Annotated in this window: 17 protein-coding genes and 1 pseudogene; 10 read left to right on the forward strand and 8 right to left on the reverse strand. The window is 57.1% G+C overall.

Annotated features, from left to right (window positions below):
* The first annotated feature begins 80 nt into the window (after positions 1 to 80).
* The 8 genes from pta (at position 81) to HMPREF1627_RS06270 (ending at position 9,920) form a co-directional block, all read left to right on the forward strand.
* Positions 81 to 1,574: a phosphate acetyltransferase gene (pta, locus tag HMPREF1627_RS06235; protein WP_034502091.1), complete on the forward strand. Its 1,494-nt coding sequence runs from the start codon at positions 81 to 83 to the stop codon at positions 1,572 to 1,574.
* 158 nt (positions 1,575 to 1,732) lie between these two features.
* A complete protein-coding gene (locus tag HMPREF1627_RS06240) occupies positions 1,733 to 2,926 on the forward strand; it encodes an acetate/propionate family kinase (protein WP_034502094.1) in 1,194 nt (397 codons plus the stop codon).
* Positions 2,927 to 3,018: 92 nt separating this feature from the next.
* Complete coding sequence (locus tag HMPREF1627_RS06245; RefSeq protein ID WP_034502096.1) at positions 3,019 to 3,753, forward strand: NAD-dependent protein deacylase; 735 nt, start codon at positions 3,019 to 3,021, stop codon at positions 3,751 to 3,753.
* 83 nt (positions 3,754 to 3,836) lie between these two features.
* A complete protein-coding gene (locus tag HMPREF1627_RS06250; RefSeq protein ID WP_034502099.1) occupies positions 3,837 to 5,918 on the forward strand; it encodes an NAD(+) synthase in 2,082 nt (693 codons plus the stop codon).
* A 149-nt stretch (positions 5,919 to 6,067) separates the two neighbouring features.
* The gene (locus HMPREF1627_RS06255) at positions 6,068 to 7,084 is read left to right on the forward strand and encodes a siderophore ABC transporter substrate-binding protein (RefSeq protein ID WP_034502101.1); all 1,017 of its coding nucleotides are present in this window, start codon (positions 6,068 to 6,070) and stop codon (positions 7,082 to 7,084) included.
* Positions 7,085 to 7,168: 84 nt separating this feature from the next.
* On the forward strand, positions 7,169 to 8,164 hold the full coding sequence (locus HMPREF1627_RS06260; protein ID WP_034502102.1) for an ABC transporter permease: 996 nt from the start codon (positions 7,169 to 7,171) through the stop codon (positions 8,162 to 8,164).
* Positions 8,161 to 9,168: an iron chelate uptake ABC transporter family permease subunit gene (locus HMPREF1627_RS06265; protein ID WP_034502105.1), complete on the forward strand. Its 1,008-nt coding sequence runs from the start codon at positions 8,161 to 8,163 to the stop codon at positions 9,166 to 9,168. Before HMPREF1627_RS06260 ends, HMPREF1627_RS06265 begins: the two co-directional genes overlap by 4 nt.
* The gene (locus HMPREF1627_RS06270) at positions 9,165 to 9,920 is read left to right on the forward strand and encodes an ABC transporter ATP-binding protein (RefSeq protein ID WP_034502108.1); all 756 of its coding nucleotides are present in this window, start codon (positions 9,165 to 9,167) and stop codon (positions 9,918 to 9,920) included. The genes HMPREF1627_RS06265 and HMPREF1627_RS06270 overlap by 4 nt, the downstream gene beginning before the upstream one ends.
* Before the next feature lie 89 nt (positions 9,921 to 10,009).
* Here HMPREF1627_RS06270 and HMPREF1627_RS06275 read toward each other — a convergent pair whose 3' ends face one another.
* From HMPREF1627_RS06275 to efeU, 5 genes are all read right to left on the reverse strand, one after another.
* Complete coding sequence (locus HMPREF1627_RS06275) at positions 10,010 to 10,339, reverse strand: cupin domain-containing protein (RefSeq protein ID WP_420705311.1); 330 nt, start codon at positions 10,337 to 10,339, stop codon at positions 10,010 to 10,012.
* Between the two features lie 31 nt (positions 10,340 to 10,370).
* The gene (locus tag HMPREF1627_RS06280) at positions 10,371 to 11,189 is read right to left on the reverse strand and encodes a class I SAM-dependent methyltransferase (protein ID WP_034502110.1); all 819 of its coding nucleotides are present in this window, start codon (positions 11,187 to 11,189) and stop codon (positions 10,371 to 10,373) included.
* 11 nt (positions 11,190 to 11,200) lie between these two features.
* Entirely contained in the window at positions 11,201 to 12,544 is a 1,344-nt protein-coding gene (efeB, locus tag HMPREF1627_RS06285; RefSeq protein ID WP_034502112.1) for an iron uptake transporter deferrochelatase/peroxidase subunit, read from the reverse strand.
* Between the two features lie 96 nt (positions 12,545 to 12,640).
* Positions 12,641 to 13,840, reverse strand: a complete 1,200-nt coding sequence (efeO, locus tag HMPREF1627_RS06290; RefSeq protein ID WP_034502115.1) for an iron uptake system protein EfeO — start codon at positions 13,838 to 13,840, stop codon at positions 12,641 to 12,643.
* Positions 13,837 to 14,709 (reverse strand): iron uptake transporter permease EfeU, encoded by an 873-nt coding sequence (gene efeU, locus HMPREF1627_RS06295; protein ID WP_034502117.1) that lies wholly within the window; start codon positions 14,707 to 14,709, stop codon positions 13,837 to 13,839. The genes efeO and efeU overlap by 4 nt, the downstream gene beginning before the upstream one ends.
* Before the next feature lie 166 nt (positions 14,710 to 14,875).
* Here efeU and tatA point away from each other — a divergent pair, with 166 nt between their 5' ends.
* Together tatA and tatC are read left to right on the forward strand one after the other, a co-directional pair.
* Positions 14,876 to 15,049 (forward strand): twin-arginine translocase TatA/TatE family subunit, encoded by a 174-nt coding sequence (gene tatA, locus HMPREF1627_RS06300; protein ID WP_034502118.1) that lies wholly within the window; start codon positions 14,876 to 14,878, stop codon positions 15,047 to 15,049.
* A 14-nt stretch (positions 15,050 to 15,063) separates the two neighbouring features.
* Positions 15,064 to 15,843 (forward strand): twin-arginine translocase subunit TatC, encoded by a 780-nt coding sequence (gene tatC / locus HMPREF1627_RS06305; protein ID WP_034502119.1) that lies wholly within the window; start codon positions 15,064 to 15,066, stop codon positions 15,841 to 15,843.
* A 58-nt stretch (positions 15,844 to 15,901) separates the two neighbouring features.
* On the opposite strand, the pseudogene HMPREF1627_RS10935 reads toward tatC, so the two are convergent.
* From HMPREF1627_RS10935 to HMPREF1627_RS06315, 3 genes and pseudogenes are all read right to left on the reverse strand, one after another.
* Positions 15,902 to 15,985: pseudogene (locus tag HMPREF1627_RS10935) on the reverse strand (twin-arginine translocase TatA/TatE family subunit); the annotation flags it as partial.
* A gap of 4 nt (positions 15,986 to 15,989) precedes the next feature.
* Entirely contained in the window at positions 15,990 to 17,147 is a 1,158-nt protein-coding gene (locus HMPREF1627_RS06310) for an MFS transporter (protein WP_234305267.1), read from the reverse strand.
* 37 nt (positions 17,148 to 17,184) lie between these two features.
* A complete protein-coding gene (locus HMPREF1627_RS06315) occupies positions 17,185 to 17,916 on the reverse strand; it encodes an SGNH/GDSL hydrolase family protein (RefSeq protein ID WP_034502123.1) in 732 nt (243 codons plus the stop codon).
* Between the last annotated feature and the right edge of the window lie 282 nt (positions 17,917 to 18,198).

The following is an 18,198-nucleotide window of genomic DNA, read 5'->3' on the forward strand; positions in this document are numbered from 1 at the left end:
AGGACTACCATAGTCCCGTTGGCTTCCTTGGTTTCCGACCAAACAGCCGCACAACTAGACCCAACACGCAAGGAGCAGACGTGACCGCCCGTTTTATCGTCATTGCCGCACAGGCAGAAGCCGCCTCACAGGTCAGTGACGACTTCGCCAAGCTTGTCCCCTCATCAACGCTGGCACGGGTGAGCGCCGGTGGCACCTCAACAATCGAGGCCATCACCTCCAACCCCGAGCAAGCCCTTCCCCGCGTCGTGGAAGATATCCGCTCTCACACAGAAGACACCGTCCTCATTGACGCACTCCCCGAAGGCTCCGTGTCAACTTTCGACACCTTGGGCTGGAACCTCGACGTCGCTGCTTCAACGAATGCGCGCGTGATCGCCGCTCTTGACACCGAAGGCGCATCGCCCGAGCTCGTTCAGCGCGAGATTGAAGTTCTTGAGCGCCGCGCACGCCAGCACGCAACCCGCCTGGCCGCAGTTGCTCTCCCCGCAGCCATGGCCTCGCACGTTCAGACGGAACTGCCCGTTCTGGAACTGCCTTTCAGCGCACAAACTCTGGAAGCGGCCTCGGCGCTTGAGGCACCGCAGGTCGTCACTCCCTTGTCTTTCCAGGCAGACCTCATCGAGCGCGCCCGCTCCAACCGCAAGCGCATCGTCTTGCCCGAACCCGAAGATGATCGCGTCCTGCGCGCAGCCGCAATCGTTCTTGAGCGCGGAATTGCCGACCTCGTATTGCTCGGCGATGCTCAGGCGATCAACGCACGTGCAGCGGAGCTTGGCTTGGATGTTTCGGCAGCTGCCGTCGTTTCCGTTGATGACCCCGCATACGCAGAGCGCTACGCGGAGGAATTCGCACGCCTGCGCGCCAAGAAGGGCGTGACCATTGAGCAGGCTCGCGATAAGGTTCGCGACGTTTCCTACTTCGGCACGATGATGGTCCACATGGGCGACGCCGACGGCATGGTGTCAGGCGCCATCCACACCACCGCTCACACCATCGTTCCTTCCTTCCAGATCATTAAGACTGCCCCCGGTGTCTCGATCGTTTCTTCGGTTTTCCTCATGCTGCTGAAGGATCGCGTGTGGGCATTCGGCGACTGCGCAGTCAACCCCAACCCGACCCCCGAGCAGCTGGCAGATATCGCCATCTCCTCGGCCGCGACCGCGCGCCAGTTCGGCCTCGACCCGAAGGTTGCCATGCTCTCCTACTCGACCGGCACCTCTGGTTCGGGCGTGGACGTGGATGCGGTTGTCGAGGCCACCCGCCTTGCCCGCGAGAAGGCTCCCGAGCTGGCGCTTGAGGGACCGATCCAGTTCGACGCTTCCGTTGACGAGGCCGTCGCCTCGGTCAAGCTGCCCGACTCCCCCGTCGCGGGCCACGCGAACGTCTTTATCTTCCCCTCGCTCAACGCTGGAAATATTGGCTACAAGGCCGTTCAGCGTTCTTCCGGCGCCGTTGCGATTGGCCCGGTTTTGCAGGGACTCAACAAGCCCGTGAACGATCTCTCACGCGGTGCGTTGGTTGAAGACATTGTCAATACCGTCGCCTTGACAGCCGTTCAGGCACAGGGCTAACGACTCTCGAGGGTGTGGGGACAATCCCACACCCTCGAATCACGTCCGCGTAATAGACGCGAGTAAAATTCAGTTAACTGCCCACAACAATCCGGGCGGACGACCTCCGGCTTCGTCGAGTTGCCCCGGGTCGTCAGCACTCCCAAGGAAGGTATGTCGTGACCGACACCGTTCTCGTTATTAACTCTGGTTCTTCCTCCATCAAATACCAGCTTGTCAACCCCGATAATGGTGACGCAATCGCCAAGGGCCTCGTTGAGCGCATCGGCGAATCTGAGGGCCACATCCAGCACAAGTACGGCGAGAAGGTCGTCGATGTGAACGAACCCATTGCCGACCATGAAGTTGGCATGCGCGAGGTTCTGCGCCTCTTTGACGAAGTTGGCCCTTCTCTTGCCGAGGCCAACATTGTTGCCGTTGGTCACCGCATCGTTCAGGGTGGTAAGTACTTCGATGGACCGGCACTGATCACCGACGAGGTCCGTGACCTGATCGATGAGCTGTGCGCCTTGGCTCCCCTGCACAACCCCGCGCACCTCAAGGGCATCGACGTTGCCCGCGAGCTCATGCCCGACACCCCTCACGTGGCAGTTTTCGATACCGCTTTCTTCCAGCGTCTTCCCGAGGAGACTGCGACTTATGCTCTCAAGCAGGAAGTCGCCGAAAAGTACGCGGTGCGCCGCTACGGCGCTCACGGCACTTCTCACCAGTACGTCTCGGGTCAGGTTGCTCGCCTCATGGGTAACGACGCTCTGCGCCAGATCGTCCTCCACCTGGGCAATGGCGCATCGGTGTCCGCGGTCAAGGCTGGCCGTCCGATCGACACCTCGATGGGCCTGACCCCTCTCGAGGGCTTGGTCATGGGAACCCGCACCGGCGATATCGACCCCGCCGTCGTTTTCCACCTGCAGCGTCAGACCGGCTGGAGCGCCGACGAAGTCGATGACCTCTTCAACAAGCAGTCGGGCCTCAAGGGCTTGACCGGAGAGAACGATATGCGCGCCGTTCGCCACATGGTCGATTCTGAGGACCCCGAGGTCGCACGCCGTGCACGCCTCGCTCTGGATATCTACGTCACCCGCATCATCAAGTACATCGGCTCCTACACTGCCGAACTTGGCGGCCTGGATGTCATTACCTTCACCGCCGGCATTGGCGAGAACGATGCGGATCTGCGTCGCGAGGTCTGCGAGCGCCTCCTCCCCTTCGGTGTGCGCATCAATGACGAGGTGAACAACCAGCGTTTCTCTGCCGCAACGACCATTTCGACCGATGATTCCTCTGTTACCGTCATGGTTGTTCCTACCAACGAGGAGCTGGCAATCGCACGTCAGGCTCTCACGCTGATCTGACGCGTCTTTTCCACGTAATACGAGGCCGGGGTGCACATAGCAGCCCCGGCCTCGGCGTATTCTTAAACGGTTCCATCGTCAAAGGAGCCACGATGACCACTGATATTTCAACCCTTGCGAATTGGATTCGCACCTCTGCTTCAACAGTATTTTTCGGCGGTGCGGGAGTCTCCACGGAGTCAGGTATTCCAGATTTCCGCGGCGCAAACGGCTTCTACTTCCAAGAGCGCACAATCCCCTTGGAACAGGTCCTCAGTATCGATTTCTTTTCGGTTCATCCCGAGGCCTATTGGGAGTGGTTCCGCGAAGTCCATAAGCCGGTAGCGCCCAATGGCGCCCACCGCGCGCTTGCTTCGCTGGAGTCATCTGGGCTTCTCGAATGTGTCATCACCCAAAATATCGACGGTCTTCACCAGCGGGCGGGTTCACGCACAGTCTGGGAGCTCCACGGTAATTGGGAACACCTGCTGTGCACCAATTGCGGGGCAGGCTATCCCTTTTCCTCTATTCCCGAGGCCTTTGAAGAGTTAGTCCCGACCTGTCCGCGCTGCCACGGACAGCTCCGTCCCGATATCGTCATGTATGGCGAGGCACTGAACGAGGACGTCATCACTAGCGCCGTTCAGGCAATTGCACACGCCGATCTCTTGATCGTGGCTGGAACATCTCTGGTCGTCTATCCCGCCGCCGGACTGCTCAACTATTTCTCAGGCTCACACCTGGTCTTGATGAACGCGACGCCAACGAACGCCGATGCTGACGCTGACCTCATCATCCGCGACCCCATTGCTCAGTCTTTTGAGGCTGTCATAAAGGAACTGAACTAAACACGCCTGCGCAGGCACGGCCTCGGGAAGGCGCAACCCGCCCAAGTAGGCGACAATAGCCCTAGCGACTCAGGAGGAAAGCCATGAACTTCCATTCCCTTTATGACCAGGGCTTCGCGCGCGTGGCGGCAGTGACGCTCCCCGTTCATCCCGCACAGCCACTGGCCAATGCCGAAGAAATCATTGCAGCCGCGCGAAGCTGCGATGAACGCGGCGTCTCGATCGCGCTCTTCCCTGAGCTGTGCGTTTCGGGGTATGCAATCGACGATCTTCTCCTTCAAGACGTTCTCCTCGATGAGGTCGAGCGCGCGCTCACCACCATCATTGCTGCCAGCGCAGATCTCCTCCCCTTAATCGTTGTGGGCGCGCCGCTACGCAAGGGAGCAGCCCTGTACAATTGCGCGGTTGCAATCCACCGAGGCCGCGCACTTGCAGTCATCCCGAAGTCCTATCTTCCGAACTACCGCGAGTTCTACGAAAAGCGTCATTTCGTGACTCCGCCGAGCTTTGATAACGATCTTCTTCAGGCTCCGTGGGCCCCAACAGAGCCCTACACGGGGGACGCTCCCCTGCTGCCTTTTGGCTCCGTGACGATCGATGTCACTGATATCCCGGGGCTGTGTGTGGGTATTGAGGTCTGCGAAGACATGTGGGTTCCCGTCACCCCCGCTTCACTCCTTGCGCTCGCAGGCGCAACGGTGCTGCTCAACCTGAGCGCCTCCCCGATCACCGTCGGACGAGGCGACGAACGCAAGCTCCTGGCACAGTCGACCTCCGCGCGCTGTGCCTGCGCGTACGTCTACACTGCCGCCGGCCCGGGTGAGTCAACGACCGACCTTGCGTGGGATGGGCAGACCCTGATCTACGAGGCCGGCCAGCTTCTTGCCGCCGGGCAGCGCTTCGCCTCGGGAACCCAGATCACCACTGCGGACGTCGATGTCGAGCACCTGCGCACCGAGCGCACGCGTCAGAATTCTTTCACCGACAACGCTCAAAAGATGCTTGAGGGCCTCTCAATTCCACGCCCCTACAGCATTGCCATTGAGATGAACCCGCCGCGAACGGATCTGGGTTTGGAACGCGAGGTCGATCGCTTCCCCTTCGTCCCCGATGATCCGAACCAGCTGGAGCAGGACTGCTACGAGGCCTACAACATCCAGGTTGCGGGGCTCGCGAAGCGTTTGAGCGCTATTGGCCAGCCCAAGATTGTCATTGGGGTTTCTGGCGGTTTGGATTCAACGCACGCGCTGATCGTTGCGGCTCGTGCGATGGACCTCTTGGGCCGCCCGCGTACAGATATCTTGGGCTACACCCTTCCCGGCTTTGCGACTTCTGCACGCACAAAGACCAATGCGATTGCGCTGTGCGAAAGCTTGGGAGTCTCCTTCAAGGAAATCGATATCACCCCCGCAGCCAGGCAGATGCTGGCCGATATCGATCACCCCTACGCCGATGGCCACGACGACTATGACGTGACCTTTGAGAATGTTCAGGCAGGACTGCGCACGGACTATCTTTTCCGCCTCGCAAATCACCTGGGCGGTATCGTCTTGGGTACTGGCGACCTGTCAGAGCTTGCGCTGGGTTGGTGCACTTACGGTGTGGGCGACCAGATGAGCCACTACGCCGTCAATACCGGCGTCCCGAAGACGATGATCCAGCACTTGATTCGTTGGGTGGTGTCTTCTGGCCAGTTCTCCCCCGAAGTTGGCGAGATCTTGCTGTCGATTCTGGGAACCGAAATTTCTCCGGAGCTTGTTCCCGCAAAGCCCGGACAAAAGATGCAGTCCACTCAGGACAAGATCGGCCCCTACAACCTGCAAGACTTCAACTTGTACTACGTGCTTCGACGCGGGGCGCGGCCCTCAAAGATTGCATTCTTGGCGGAGCACGCGTGGTCGGATGCATCTCGCGGGGATTGGCCAGCTGGCTACCCCGAAGAGGACAAGGTTTCGTATTCCTTGGACGAGATCGTGAAGTGGGAGCGTCTGTTTATCCGTCGTTATTTCACTCAGCAGTTCAAGCGCAGTGCACTCCCCAATGGGCCTAAGGTTATGGCGGGCGGGTCGCTTTCCCCGCGCGGAGACTGGCGTATGCCTTCGGATGCTTCCGCCGAGGCCTGGCTGCGTGAGTTGGATACTGCCGTGAAAGGCCTGCTTGAGTAGGCCGCGATCTGACGGGCTGCCCGTCAAAACAGTGAGATGATCCGCAATAGTTGCCACAGAATTCCTACTCACCTACTTTTAGTTAGGTAAGCCTTTCTTAATTAACGAGGCCTGCACGCCCGCTATTTTCGTATTCTGCTGGAGAAAAAATGTCGCGTAAGCTCCTGTCTCTGACCGCTCTTGGTGCAGCATCTTTGATGGCTCTAACCGCTTGCTCAGGGGGCACGGCCTCGTCAAGCCAATCCCCCACAAGCGCGCCCGCAAGCTCAAGCAGCTCCGCACCCAGCTCGGTCACTATCGAATCCGACCAAGGAAACGTTGAGATCAAGCTGCCCGTCCAGCGCGTCGCTTCGCTCGACAACCGCACATTCGAGGTCTTGGCACAGTGGAACGTTCCCTTGGTTGCTGCTCCGAAGAAGCTCATCCCTTCGACCGTCAAGGCCTACAACACCGACTCCGTCGCCGATATCGGCATGCACCGCGACCCAAACCTCGAAGCTCTTGCAGCATCAAACCCCGATCTGATCATCTCAGGTCAGCGTTTCACTCGATTTGATTCGCAGATTGCAGAAATGAACCCCGGTGTTCCGCTGATCAACCTTGAACCGCGTGAGGGCAAGCCTCTCAACGAAGAACTCAATCGTCAGGTCACCGACCTCGGTGAGATTTTCGGACACCAAGAGGACGCAAAGAAGCTGGTCGATGACTTCAACAATGCGCTCGATCGCGCAAAGAAGGCATACGACGGTAAGTCCACCGTCATGGCCGTGGACGTTTCCGGTGGCAACATCGGCTACGTTGCTCCTTCCAAGGGCCGCACATGGGGACCGATCTTCGATCTTCTGGGCCTCAAGCCCGCGCTTGAAGTTCAGGGCAGCACCGACTCTCACACCGGTGACGATATTTCCGTCGAGGCCATTGCCCAGGCAAACCCCGACTGGATCTTCGTTCTTGACCGCGACGCCGCGATTTCCAAGGAAGGTAGCTACACTCCCGCGCAGTCAGTTATCGACGGAAATGCTGCGCTGAAGAATGTCACTGCCCTGACGAAGGGGCAGACGGTTTACGCACCGAATGACACCTACACCAACGAGTCCATCATCACATACACGAAGATCTTGAACTCGATTGCAGATTCCTTTGAAAAGGCTGCGGCAAATAAGTAAGTTCCCAGTCCTTCGCCTGAGAACTCATTCTTAACACAGGGGTGTGTTGGTCCTTTCCAGGGCCAACACACCCACAACACACTTATGGTTCAAACTTCCGTGACAAACCAACGCTCATCCCGAGTCCTTAAACGACGCATCGCACTGCTTGCCTCTGCGTTTGCCGTCCTTGGACTTCTCATTCTTTCGTTGTGCACCGGGGAATATTCAATTCTGTCCCACGATGACGGATGGGACATGTTCATGACCGTTCGTATCCCGCGGACCGTCGCACTCATACTTTCGGGTGCTGCGATGTCGATGTGCGGTCTGGTCATGCAGATCATTACTCAGAACCGCTTCGCAGAACCCACGACAACGGGAACCACCGAATGGGCAGGCTTGGGATTGCTGGCGATTATGATCGTTTATCCCAGCGCGTCAGTCCTTCTTCGTATGACGGTCGCAGTTGCCTTTGCTTTCTTGGGGACCATGGTGTTTTTTGCCTTACTCCGAAGGGTATCTCTGCGTTCTTCACTGTTGGTTCCCATCATGGGAATGATGCTGGGAGCGGTCGTTTCGGCAGTTTCGACCTTCCTTGCGCTTGAAACAAATACTCTTCAAAACCTCAGCGTATGGTTCCAAGGATCCTTCACCAGTGTTTATACCGGCCAGTATGAAATTCTTTGGATCGTCACGCTTGCTGTTCTTGGCGTCGTCGTCCTCGCCGATCGCCTAACAGCGGTGGGCCTCGGTGAAGACATCGCAACGACCTTAGGCGTGAACTATCACCGAGTAATCCTCATTGCCACGGGGTTAATCGCCTTAGCCACAGGTGTCGTTACCGTTGTCGTTGGCTCCCTGCCTTTCCTTGGCCTTGTCGTTCCCAACCTGATCTCCATGGCTTTGGGGGACCACCTTCGCCAAAACCTTCCCTGGGTCTGCCTCTCCGGCATCGCTCTTGTTACGATTGCTGATCTTCTAGCGCGGACGATTATCTCCCCCTTCGAGATGCCCGTCTCTGTCATCTTGGGGATCGTCGGGGCCTTCGTCTTTATTGCACTCATCCTGCGTCAAAGCCGCAAAGGAGGATTGCAATGAAGCGCTCTTCATCATCTTCCTTTGTAAATTCTTCTGCTCAGCGACGCTGGTGGCTGCTCTTTGCCGCGACACTGATCGTTGCGGCCATTTGTTGTGTTGGCCTATTGCTGTGGAAGAATCCGGTTCCTGTCACCAGTCCAAAGTTTTGGCCGATTGCCAGAAGGCGCGCGTTTTCCATCCTTGCAATCGCGGTTGTCGCCATATGTCAGGGCCTTGCAACCGTTGCCTTCCAAACCGTTGCAGGCAATCGGATTATTACCCCCTCGATCCTCGGTTTTGAATCCCTGTACCGCGTGATCAATACATCCGTTATTTTCTTTGCCGGTGTTGCGGGGTTTAACGCTGCGCAGAACCTACCGATGTTCATCTTCCAGCTGGCCATCATGGTTCTCTTCACTCTGCTTTTGTATTCGTGGCTTTTAACCAGCCAACATGCGTCAATGCACGCAATGCTCTTGATTGGAGTGATGTTGGGGGCGGGCCTTGGATCCGTTGCCACCTTCATGCAAAGGTTATTGACCCCCAGCGAATTCGACGTCCTGACTGCCCGCCTATTCGGCTCAATCTCAAACGCTGATCGCGCCTACTACCCCGTTGCTCTCCCTATCGTCGCTATCGCGGCGCTTTCCCTTTTTCTTCTCTCGAACCGGCTCAATGTCATCGCTTTGGGGCGCGAGACCGCCACTAACCTCGGTCTCAACCACAAACACACCAGCATCATCGTATTGGTTCTGGTTTCTCTACTGATCGCCACATCGACTGCGCTCGTCGGCCCGATGACTTTCCTTGGGTTCTTAGTCGCAACGCTTTCCTACCAGTTCTCACCAACCAGCGATCACAAATACTTATTCGCAATGTCGGTTGCCCTTGGTCTGGCAATTCTTTCCGCCTCGTATTTCTTGATGAACCATATCTTTAATGCACAGGGCGTCGTATCGATCATTATCGAATTCATCGGCGGTCTGGCCTTTATCGTGACGATTCTGAAGAAGGGACGTCTATGATTCAGCTCAATGCAGTCGCTAAGCATTATTCCGAGGCCGTCCACATCGGTCCCGTCAGCCTTGAGCTTCCGCGCGGCGGCATTACCGCCCTCGTCGGCCCGAACGGCGCTGGAAAGTCGACGCTTCTGACCATGATTGGACGTCTCCTCCGCATCGATGAGGGCACAATTACAGTCGGCGGCGCGGATGTCTCAACAACAAAATCGAAAGAACTGGCGAAGATCTTGTCTATTCTTCGCCAGGAGAATCATTTCGTATCGCGCCTGACTGTCCGCCAGCTTGTTGCCTTCGGTCGTTTTCCACACAGCCATGGGCACCTGAATACCCAGGATGAAGAAATCATCACCCGTTACATCAATTTCTTGGGACTCGACTCGATCGAAACGCGTTATCTTGACCAGCTATCCGGTGGGCAACGTCAACGCGCCTACGTCGCGATGGTTTTATGCCAGGAAACGGACTACATCCTTCTTGACGAGCCCCTCAATAATCTGGATATCGCACGCAGCGTTGAGATGATGAAACTACTCAAGCGGGCAGCTGAAGAATTTAAGCGCACCATCGTCATTGTTCTTCACGACATTAATTTTGCTGCCCGCTATGCCACGCGCATCGTTGCGCTCAAAGACGGCATTATCGCTTACCAGGGCAGTCCCGAAGAGATCATGACAGACCAAGTACTCACTGATGTCTTCGATACTCCGGTTCACGTGATCGCAACTGATGCTGGACCCCTTGCAAGCTACTTCTAGGTATTAACGCGCATTTCCGCGCACCTACAAGGTGAAACTGTTGAGGGGTGAAGGCCTAGGCCTTTACCCCTCAACAGAACAGAGTCCGATTACTTCTTCGGTGATCGTTCACGTGAATCCAACATGAACAGCGCCATCTTGGAAGGCTCAAGCGCGCGCACGGCGTGAGGCAGACGCGTTCCGAAGTGGATGACATCACCGGGGCGCAGAATCACTGTACGACCGTCAGCGCTGATTTCCAGAGCACCCTCGAGGGTCTGAAGAATCACGGGCATTGCCGCAGTGTGCTCACTAAGTAGTTCGTCGGTATCGAAGGAGAAAAGAACCAATCGCATTCCCTCACAGTGCATAACCGTGCGAGAAACCGTTGCCCCCTCATTGACCTGAATCATGGACGCAATGTCTTGAACATCGGTCATGATCGGCACGGGGACCTCAAGATTGGTGTCGTCACTGAACGTCATCGGTGTCTCCTTCCAGCGGCTTGTGGGCCACGATTGTCACCCCGCACATTGAATCTTGATAGGTGCGGAAAGTCTTTCTCATTCCTAACACACGGGCGCGCAGCTCTCGATCCGAAAGAACATTTCGAATGATTCGCAGTGTCTGTACAAAGCCTTCGTCACGGACATTGCGCGAGAAATCGAGTAGAGCCATCGGCGCAGTTTGAATCGTTTCAACAACGAGGCCGCATTCTTCCAGTAGTTCCGCCCACTGTTCGCAGGTCAAGGGACGTGCGTTCACGTGAATAGCTCGTGCAAGGTCTTGACGAATCCGCGTGTGCAATTCTTCGTCGATATCATCGGGCTGCAGGGCAAGCTCATGGATCGCGTAGCGTCCTCCCGGTGTCAGCAGCCGCACGGCCTCGGAAATGATCGCGCGTTTAGCTTTCTCTCCCTGCATGGTGAGCATGGCTTCGCCCACGACTACGTCGGCACTACCCTCGTCCAAGCCGGTCTCCGCCGCGTCCGCGTTCACAACTGTCCCGCGCGCAGCGACCAACTCGGCGACCTGCTTTGCAGCAACGGGGTCTTTTTCAATCCCCGTGTACGAGGCCGGGCGCGCGGCGAGGATTTCCGTTGCGGTACGTCCAAGTCCAGGAGCGAACTCGACGACGCGTGCGCCGGTCAGGCGCGCATTGGACAGCATCTGGAGGGTCAGTTCCAGCCCTCCGGGACGCAGAACGCGCTTGCCGACGCGAGCGAGCACCCAGTGCCCGGGAGCGTTCGAGGCCGGGCGTTGTGAAATGGGAAGGGCTTCGTCAGTCATGGCTTTTCCTCTCACTCGAAGAGCTTCTGGCCCACGTAGGTGTCAGTTTCTTTGACGCCCGGGAACATGAGGTACACGCCTGAGGCCAAGTGCTGGAGGTACTCGGTCAGCTGATCGCTCTTCATCTTCGCCAAAACGGGGATAAAGCCCTCTGCAGGGTTGCGCACGTAGGCAACGAAGAAGAGGCCCGCATCCAAGCGCCCCAAGTAGTCCACGCCCTCGAGGTAGTTGTATCCGCGTCGCAGCATGCGCCGCCCCGAGTTGTTATTTGGGTTCATCATGGCGACGTGAGAGTCTGGAGCAATAGCCAAGCCGGAGGAACCGACAGTGGGGTTACCCTCTTGTCCTTCCTTCGCGAAATCAGGATTGGTGAATTCTTCGCCGCCCGACAGAGGCGCTCCGTGGATCTTGTCGCGTCCGATGATCTGTTCTTGTTCAGCCAAGACCAGATCGTCCCAGACCTCCATCATCATCTTGATTTTGCGAACGCACATGTAGGATCCGCCAGCTGCCCATGATCCTTGATCGTCACCGGCTTGGATCCACAGGTGCTTATCCAATTCGGCTTGAGAGTCTTCGGCCTTGATGTTGGATGTTCCATCCTTGAAGCCAAAAAGATTACGAGGCGTTTCCTGGGACTTTGAGGTCGATGAGGTTCGCCCGTATCCCAGCTGCGTCCAGCGCATGGTCGCGCGACCAAATGCGATGCGCGTGAGGTTGTGAAGGGCGTGGAGATTGACCATGGGGTCTTCGGAACAGGCCTGGATGATGAGGTCTCCGCCGCCGCGCTTGGGGTCGAGTTTTTCTGCTGCCATGGGCGGAATGCCGTCACGCAGGGCAACGGGAAGTTTATCGCCAAGACCGAAGCGATCTCGGCCCTCGTCATCGACGAACAAGGTTTTGCCAACCCCGAAGGTGATGGTGAGGCCTGCAGGGCCAAGCCCCATCGATTCACCGGTATCGGCCGGCGCCTTCGTCAGTGAAGTTGTGTAGTCCTTGACGAGTTCGCCATGGGTCATGCGTTCAGCGGCCAAGGTCCAGTCTTGGAGAAGTTCAATGAGCGTGTCACGGTTCGTAGTCGTTAAGTCGAATGCGGCAGTGTGCATCTGCTGCTGAGCTGGGGTAATGATTCCCTGCTGGTGTTCACCGCGGAACTCGTAGGTCTTCTTCATGACATCGGAATCGATGCCATCACCCGCGTGGCGACCGAGGGCAAATCCGCCGCCACCGCCCAGCCCAAGGGTAAGTGCGCCGAGGCCGGCTAATCCTAAAAATTGGCGACGCGAGAGTCCTTCTTTGGTGCCCTCGTGATCGGCATTGCCATTGTGTTCAGCTGCTTCGTGATGCTGAGTCATGACTGGGTCCTTTAATGACAGACGGATGGTGAAAGTGATGCCGTTGGGCATGGCGCGCCTTCAGGTGCGCCACGCCCAACGAGTTGTAACTAGTACTTACTGGACAATTGCTGCCGTCAGCTGTGCCAGGGGCAAGCGAAGCGCATTGACCTTGTCCGAAAGAGCCTTGCGGCCCGCTTCGTCAATGCTGTCGTAGGAGACGTAACCGTCGCCGTCCTTGTGCTTATCGAGCTCATGCTGAAGCTCAGTGAAGGCATCGGTGATCTTTCCGGCCAGCTTGGGGTCCTTCGCCTTCGCGAGATCTTCAACGTCGCCGTAGGCAACCTTCGCGCCCTCGACGTTTGCGACGAAGTCATACAGATCAGTGTGAGAGAAGGCTTCTTCTTCACCGGTGATCTTCGTGGTTGCAACCTCTTCGAGCAGCGAGATTGCGCCGTTGGAGATATCCGACAGAGAGATCTTGAAGTCGTTGGAGTAGACCAGATCGTAGAGCTTCTGAGTGTCTTCGACCAGCTTATCGGCCATTGCTGTGCGCTGTTCCTCGCTCAGGCCCTGGTAGCCATCGGGACGCCACAGGTCCTTTTCAATGGCGTGCCAGCCGGCCCATTCACCGTCAGCGCCTTCTTCCTGCCAGTCAGCTTCACGCTGATCCAGTGCGGGGTCAATGTCACCGAAGGCCTCGGCAGTGGGCTCGATGCGCTCGTAGTACATGCGCGTGGGGGCGTAGGCCTTGCGTGCTGCCTCAAAATCGCCCTTCTTGTACAGCTCAGCGAAGGACTTGGTTTGCTCCAGGAGCTGACCGGACTGATCACGGACGTATGCGGTGTAGTTGGTGACGGCGGCGTCGATCTGTGCCTGCTCGTCCGAGCTAACCTCGACGGGCTTTCCAGAGTCGGTCACGGTGAACTCAGTTGCGCCGACAAGTGCGCCAACCATGTTCTTCTTGCAGGCGGTGAAGTACTTGCCGGGCTGCAGGGTGACGGTGTAGTCGACCGAGGTTCCGGGGCCCAGGTTTTCGCGCTCTCCAACAATGCGGAGCTTGTCTTCGGCAAGAATTTCAAATTCGTTGCGGACGGTTCCGTTGTTGGTCAGTTTGAAGGTGACGACACCTGAGGGAACGCTCGCGGCGGAAACCTTACACGTGTCATCGGTGATGGTGACGGTCAGGGGTGCGTCACTTGCGCCTGCACTTCCCGAGGCCGAAGCGCCCGAGGGGTTATTGGCGACGCATGCGCTCAAACCCAGTGCAGAAACAGCCGCAACTCCAATGACGAGGCGCGTGCGGGAGGTTTTCATTGTTCTCCTTTAGAGGTGGGGTATTTGGGGCCGACCATCCCGGAACGGACCAGGAAGAGCGGCAGAATAATGACGATGTAGAGCACCCAGCCGATGAGCTGGAGATGTGTCGGTGAAGCATTGGCGTTGAACATTGCTTCCAGAAGGGTCCACCACCACGAGGAGGTGGTCAGCCACGAGTAGAGCGAGCCATCAAGGTATGCAGTGATGTCATAGATGTGGGTTCCCCATCCCGGAATCACCGAGGCTTCCTGAAGGTCGCCAATACCGTAGGAAACGATTCCTGCCGCAACGAAGATCAGGAGCAGACCGGTGATATTGAAGAAAATAGAGAGGTTGATGCGAGCGGCTCCGGTGTAGATCAACCAGCCGATAACAACGGCGACGAGCAAACCGGTGACCACTCCGAGTGCGGGAGCTGCGATCGCGTTTTCTGCCGAGGATTTGATTGTTGCCCACACGAAGAGCGCGGTTTCAATTCCTTCTCGCGCCACTGCAATGAAGGCGATCCAGACGACTCCCCAATCAGAGCCCGAGGCCAGCTGTGCGGCAGTGTCTTCGCGAAGTTTGCGCGCAAATTGGCGGGAGTTTGAACTCATCCACAGGATCATCCACGTCACCATGGCAACCGCGACCAACGAGAGCGTTCCACCAAGAATTTCCTGCGCTTGGAATGACAGCGTGTAGGGTCCCCAGGTCATGATTGCGCCGAGGCTCAGGGGAATAGCTGCCGCGATGACAACTCCCAGCCACACCTTGGGAAGGAGGTTTTTTCTTCCGACCTTGACCAAGTACGCTGCGACGACTCCAACGATGAGGGCAGCTTCAACTCCCTCTCTCAGGGCAATCAAGAAGTTCGCGAGGAACATTCATCTCCCAACCGAATGATTTACGATAACCATTCATAACCTAATTAACTGAACTTAGGATAACCTGTGTTACCAAAGCATGTCCCCTTTCGTTGTCTTTCTCACGCTGAGATCACGAAAGTCGGTGTAGGCTCATCCCAGGAATCCCGCCCAAGAAGGAGAAAACATGCGTCCCATCCACTGGATCATCGTTCTTGTCGTCGTTCTTGTACTCTTCGGCGCCCAAAAACTCCCAGAACTTGCAAAGTCAATCGGCCAGAGCGCCAAAATCCTCAAGAAGGAAATGAACGACCTCTCTGAGGACACGCCTTCCTCCGACGAAAACTCGACCACCAAGTAGTCCATTCCCTCCTCATGCCTCAGGTCGACGCCCAAGCACAGATGTCACTCACCCGGCATCTCCTTGAGCTGCGCACGCGCCTCCTCTTGAGCATCGCGGGAGTCCTCGTCGGCAGCGTCGGCGCGTGGTTCCTCTACACCCCAACCCTCACCTGGCTCACGAAACCGCTCAACGCGGCCGGGGCCTCGGGTATCAATTTCCGGACCGTCATCGGTCCCTTTTCAACCCACATCACCTTCGCACTGTGGGCAGGATTCATCCTCACCACTCCTTGGTGGCTCGCTCAACTCTGGCTTTTTGTTGCGCCCGCGCTCACTCGCACCGAGAAGCGACGGGCCGCACTCATCGCAATCCCCAGCGCTCTCCTCTTCCTTGCCGGAGTTGCCTCGGCAATCTGGTTCCTCCCCCACGCGGTCGCACTCCTCCTGTCAGAACTTCCCCCGGGCTCCTCGGCGCTTTTGGACTTCGACTCCTACTTGAATTTTGTCGTCATCATTACCTTGGTCGTCGGCGCATCTTTCCTATTCCCCATGATCATCATCGGGATTCACGCCCTTGGCTTGGCCTCGACTTCTCAGATTCTGCGCCGCTGGAGGTGGGCGGTCGTGGGTGCGACGGTTTTTGCGGCGATTACGAATCCGCTCCCCGACCTGTGGTCGATGATTCTTCAGATGTGTGCACTTCTTGCCCTGTATTTTGGTGCGCTTGGGGTGTGCTGGCTTCGCGATCTTCTTGCGAGGCGTCGGAAGCGTAAGCGCGAAGCTGTGCCATCGCCTGATCCGATTGGCTCCTGAACGAGGCCGACACCTCCAACCAGCGTCTGCGCACTTCAAGGATGCGTCGCGCGGCCTCGCTCATTCCCTTGGGGCCCAGAACCACGAGAACCACCACGGCGATGATGATCGCCTCGGGTCCGCTGATTCCTAAAAACTCCATGCCGTCACTCTTGCACGTTGGCGCCCCTGCGGGCAAGCACAGTTGAGGTCAGGACCAGCCCCGCGCCCGCGAGTGGGATGACGATCGTCAGCCCCGTGGCAGGGTTCATCCCTCGGATATCGTGGGCTGCGTTGTAGGCCAGGGGGACCGAGGCCGCGCATCCAAGTCCTGCGGCGGCGAAACCAACGAGAAGCGCGGGGAATGTGCCGATGGCGAGAGCGCTTCCCTTTCCGATCAAAATAAGAGCTCCTCCCCCACAGACGACGGCACGGGGACCATAACGATGAACGAGCGAATCGGCAATAAAACGACCACACGCATGCGTCGTTAAGAGAACGACATACCCCGAACCAGCGAGTCCGGCACCGGCATGGGCATAGTCTCGCATGAAGAGCGTCGCCCACGAGGAGCCTGCGTCTTCAATCAGCATTCCTGAAATACACAAGATGACGAGCAGAGTAAGAACAAGGACCGGATGCCAGGAAACTGTCCGTACTCGGGAGGAATCGCCGGCTTCGTCTTCGTTGTTGTCTTGGGGGTCTGCGCCTCGGATAGTGAAGGGCATCACCGCGAACCCAAGTGCGATGCAGATGCATGAGGCGATGAGACTGTGGATCAGAAGAGAAATGTGGAAAGTAGTGGTCAAGACACCAAAGAGACCACCAACCGCGGCACCAACAGACCACATCCCGTGGAAAGCACTGATGATTGGCCGACCGTAGAGGCGCTGGAGACGAAATCCCTGCATATTCTGCGCAACATCAACGATTGAGTCACTGCATCCATTGAGGAGGAAACTCGAGGCAAGAATGATGTAGAGAATTGTGGCAACAGTTGGAGAGACCCCTGCATAGATGCGAAGCGTTGAGGTCAGGCCAATTAAGAGAACCGCAAGACCGATCCCAATGGTCATGACCGAGGCAACCACGCGCGAGGTCAAGCGACGAACAGCTCGCGCAGCGAAGGGACCGGCGAGAATTCCTCCCAGGGATGACAGCGCGATGGTTGCGCCATAGACACTGGAGGAAAGACCGAAGGCATCCTTAATCTCAGGGAAGCGCAAAACAAGACTGCCCAAGAGCGCACCATTAGTGAAGAAAAGCGCTGAAATCGCAGCGCGTGCCTTGCGACGCTCAGCGGCGGTCACGACTGCTTGTTCCACCTAACACTCCTTGACGATCGACATAGCGCGTCGCGTTCTAGTGGATCGTAGCAGTCAAAGATGGGAGAAAACTCATCGCGTTAACAACCAATCCCGAAGCTTGCTCGTAGCCGGGAGCACCGGGATGGAAACCATCACTCGCCCAAAAATCTGGGACAAGTTCGGCGTGTGCCACATCGGCATAGTCAATTCCAAGCTCCCGACAGATTTTTTGCGAATCCAAGGTTTGGGCATCAACACGTTTACCAAGTTCAGCCCTGAGCATTCTAGGAAGCTTTGAGGAATGGTGCGGTTGCCCGGCAGAACAGACGATCACGTGATCTGCCAGGGCCTGAGCCTGGGTCATGACCGCTGTGAATTCTTCGATCCATTCACTTCTCGTACGCCTGGCCATGATGTCATTTGTTCCCGCACAGACAAAGAGAATATCGACATGCCCGTCTACTTCAGGAAGAAAACGGTAGCGAATTCTGCGCATTGTCGACCCAAGTTTCGAATACGTTTCCCAGCAAACTGAACGGCCAGTCTTTTCAGCGATTTTTTGCGCAATCCGCGGAGTAAGTGCATCACTTTGATTGTCAACGCCACTGCCGGCAACTAAGGAATCACCCACGGCCACCAGACGTAGGGGCTCGACTGCGGCCTCGGCAATGGGTGAAGAAGGAAGGACTACTCCGCTGCGACGTCCGGGCGGTTCAGGGGCGAGGCGGACGGTGTGCTTTGCCCACAGGGCTTGCGTCAGCAAGATTGTCTTCTTGATTGGATTCACTCTTCCACCCTACGCGCGACTGCACTCTCACGCTCTTGCGTCTTCTATTTTCTGTCTAAGGCTAGGACGAGTGACCCCTGAAAATTAGCACTCTACGGGTACGCTTAAGGGGTACAGTCCTGATCACAGAGGTGAAGGAGCTACTCATGGCTGAGAACACCCGTACCGAATCAGATTCGATGGGCGCCGTTGAGGTTGCCGCAGATCGTTACTGGGGCGCTCAGACCGAGCGTTCGCTGCACAATTTCGACATCGGCCGTAACACTTTCGTCTGGGGCCGCC

Origin of the sequence: Actinomyces sp. S6-Spd3 (assembly GCF_000758755.1) — a bacterium.
GTDB lineage: Bacteria > Actinomycetota > Actinomycetes > Actinomycetales > Actinomycetaceae > Pauljensenia.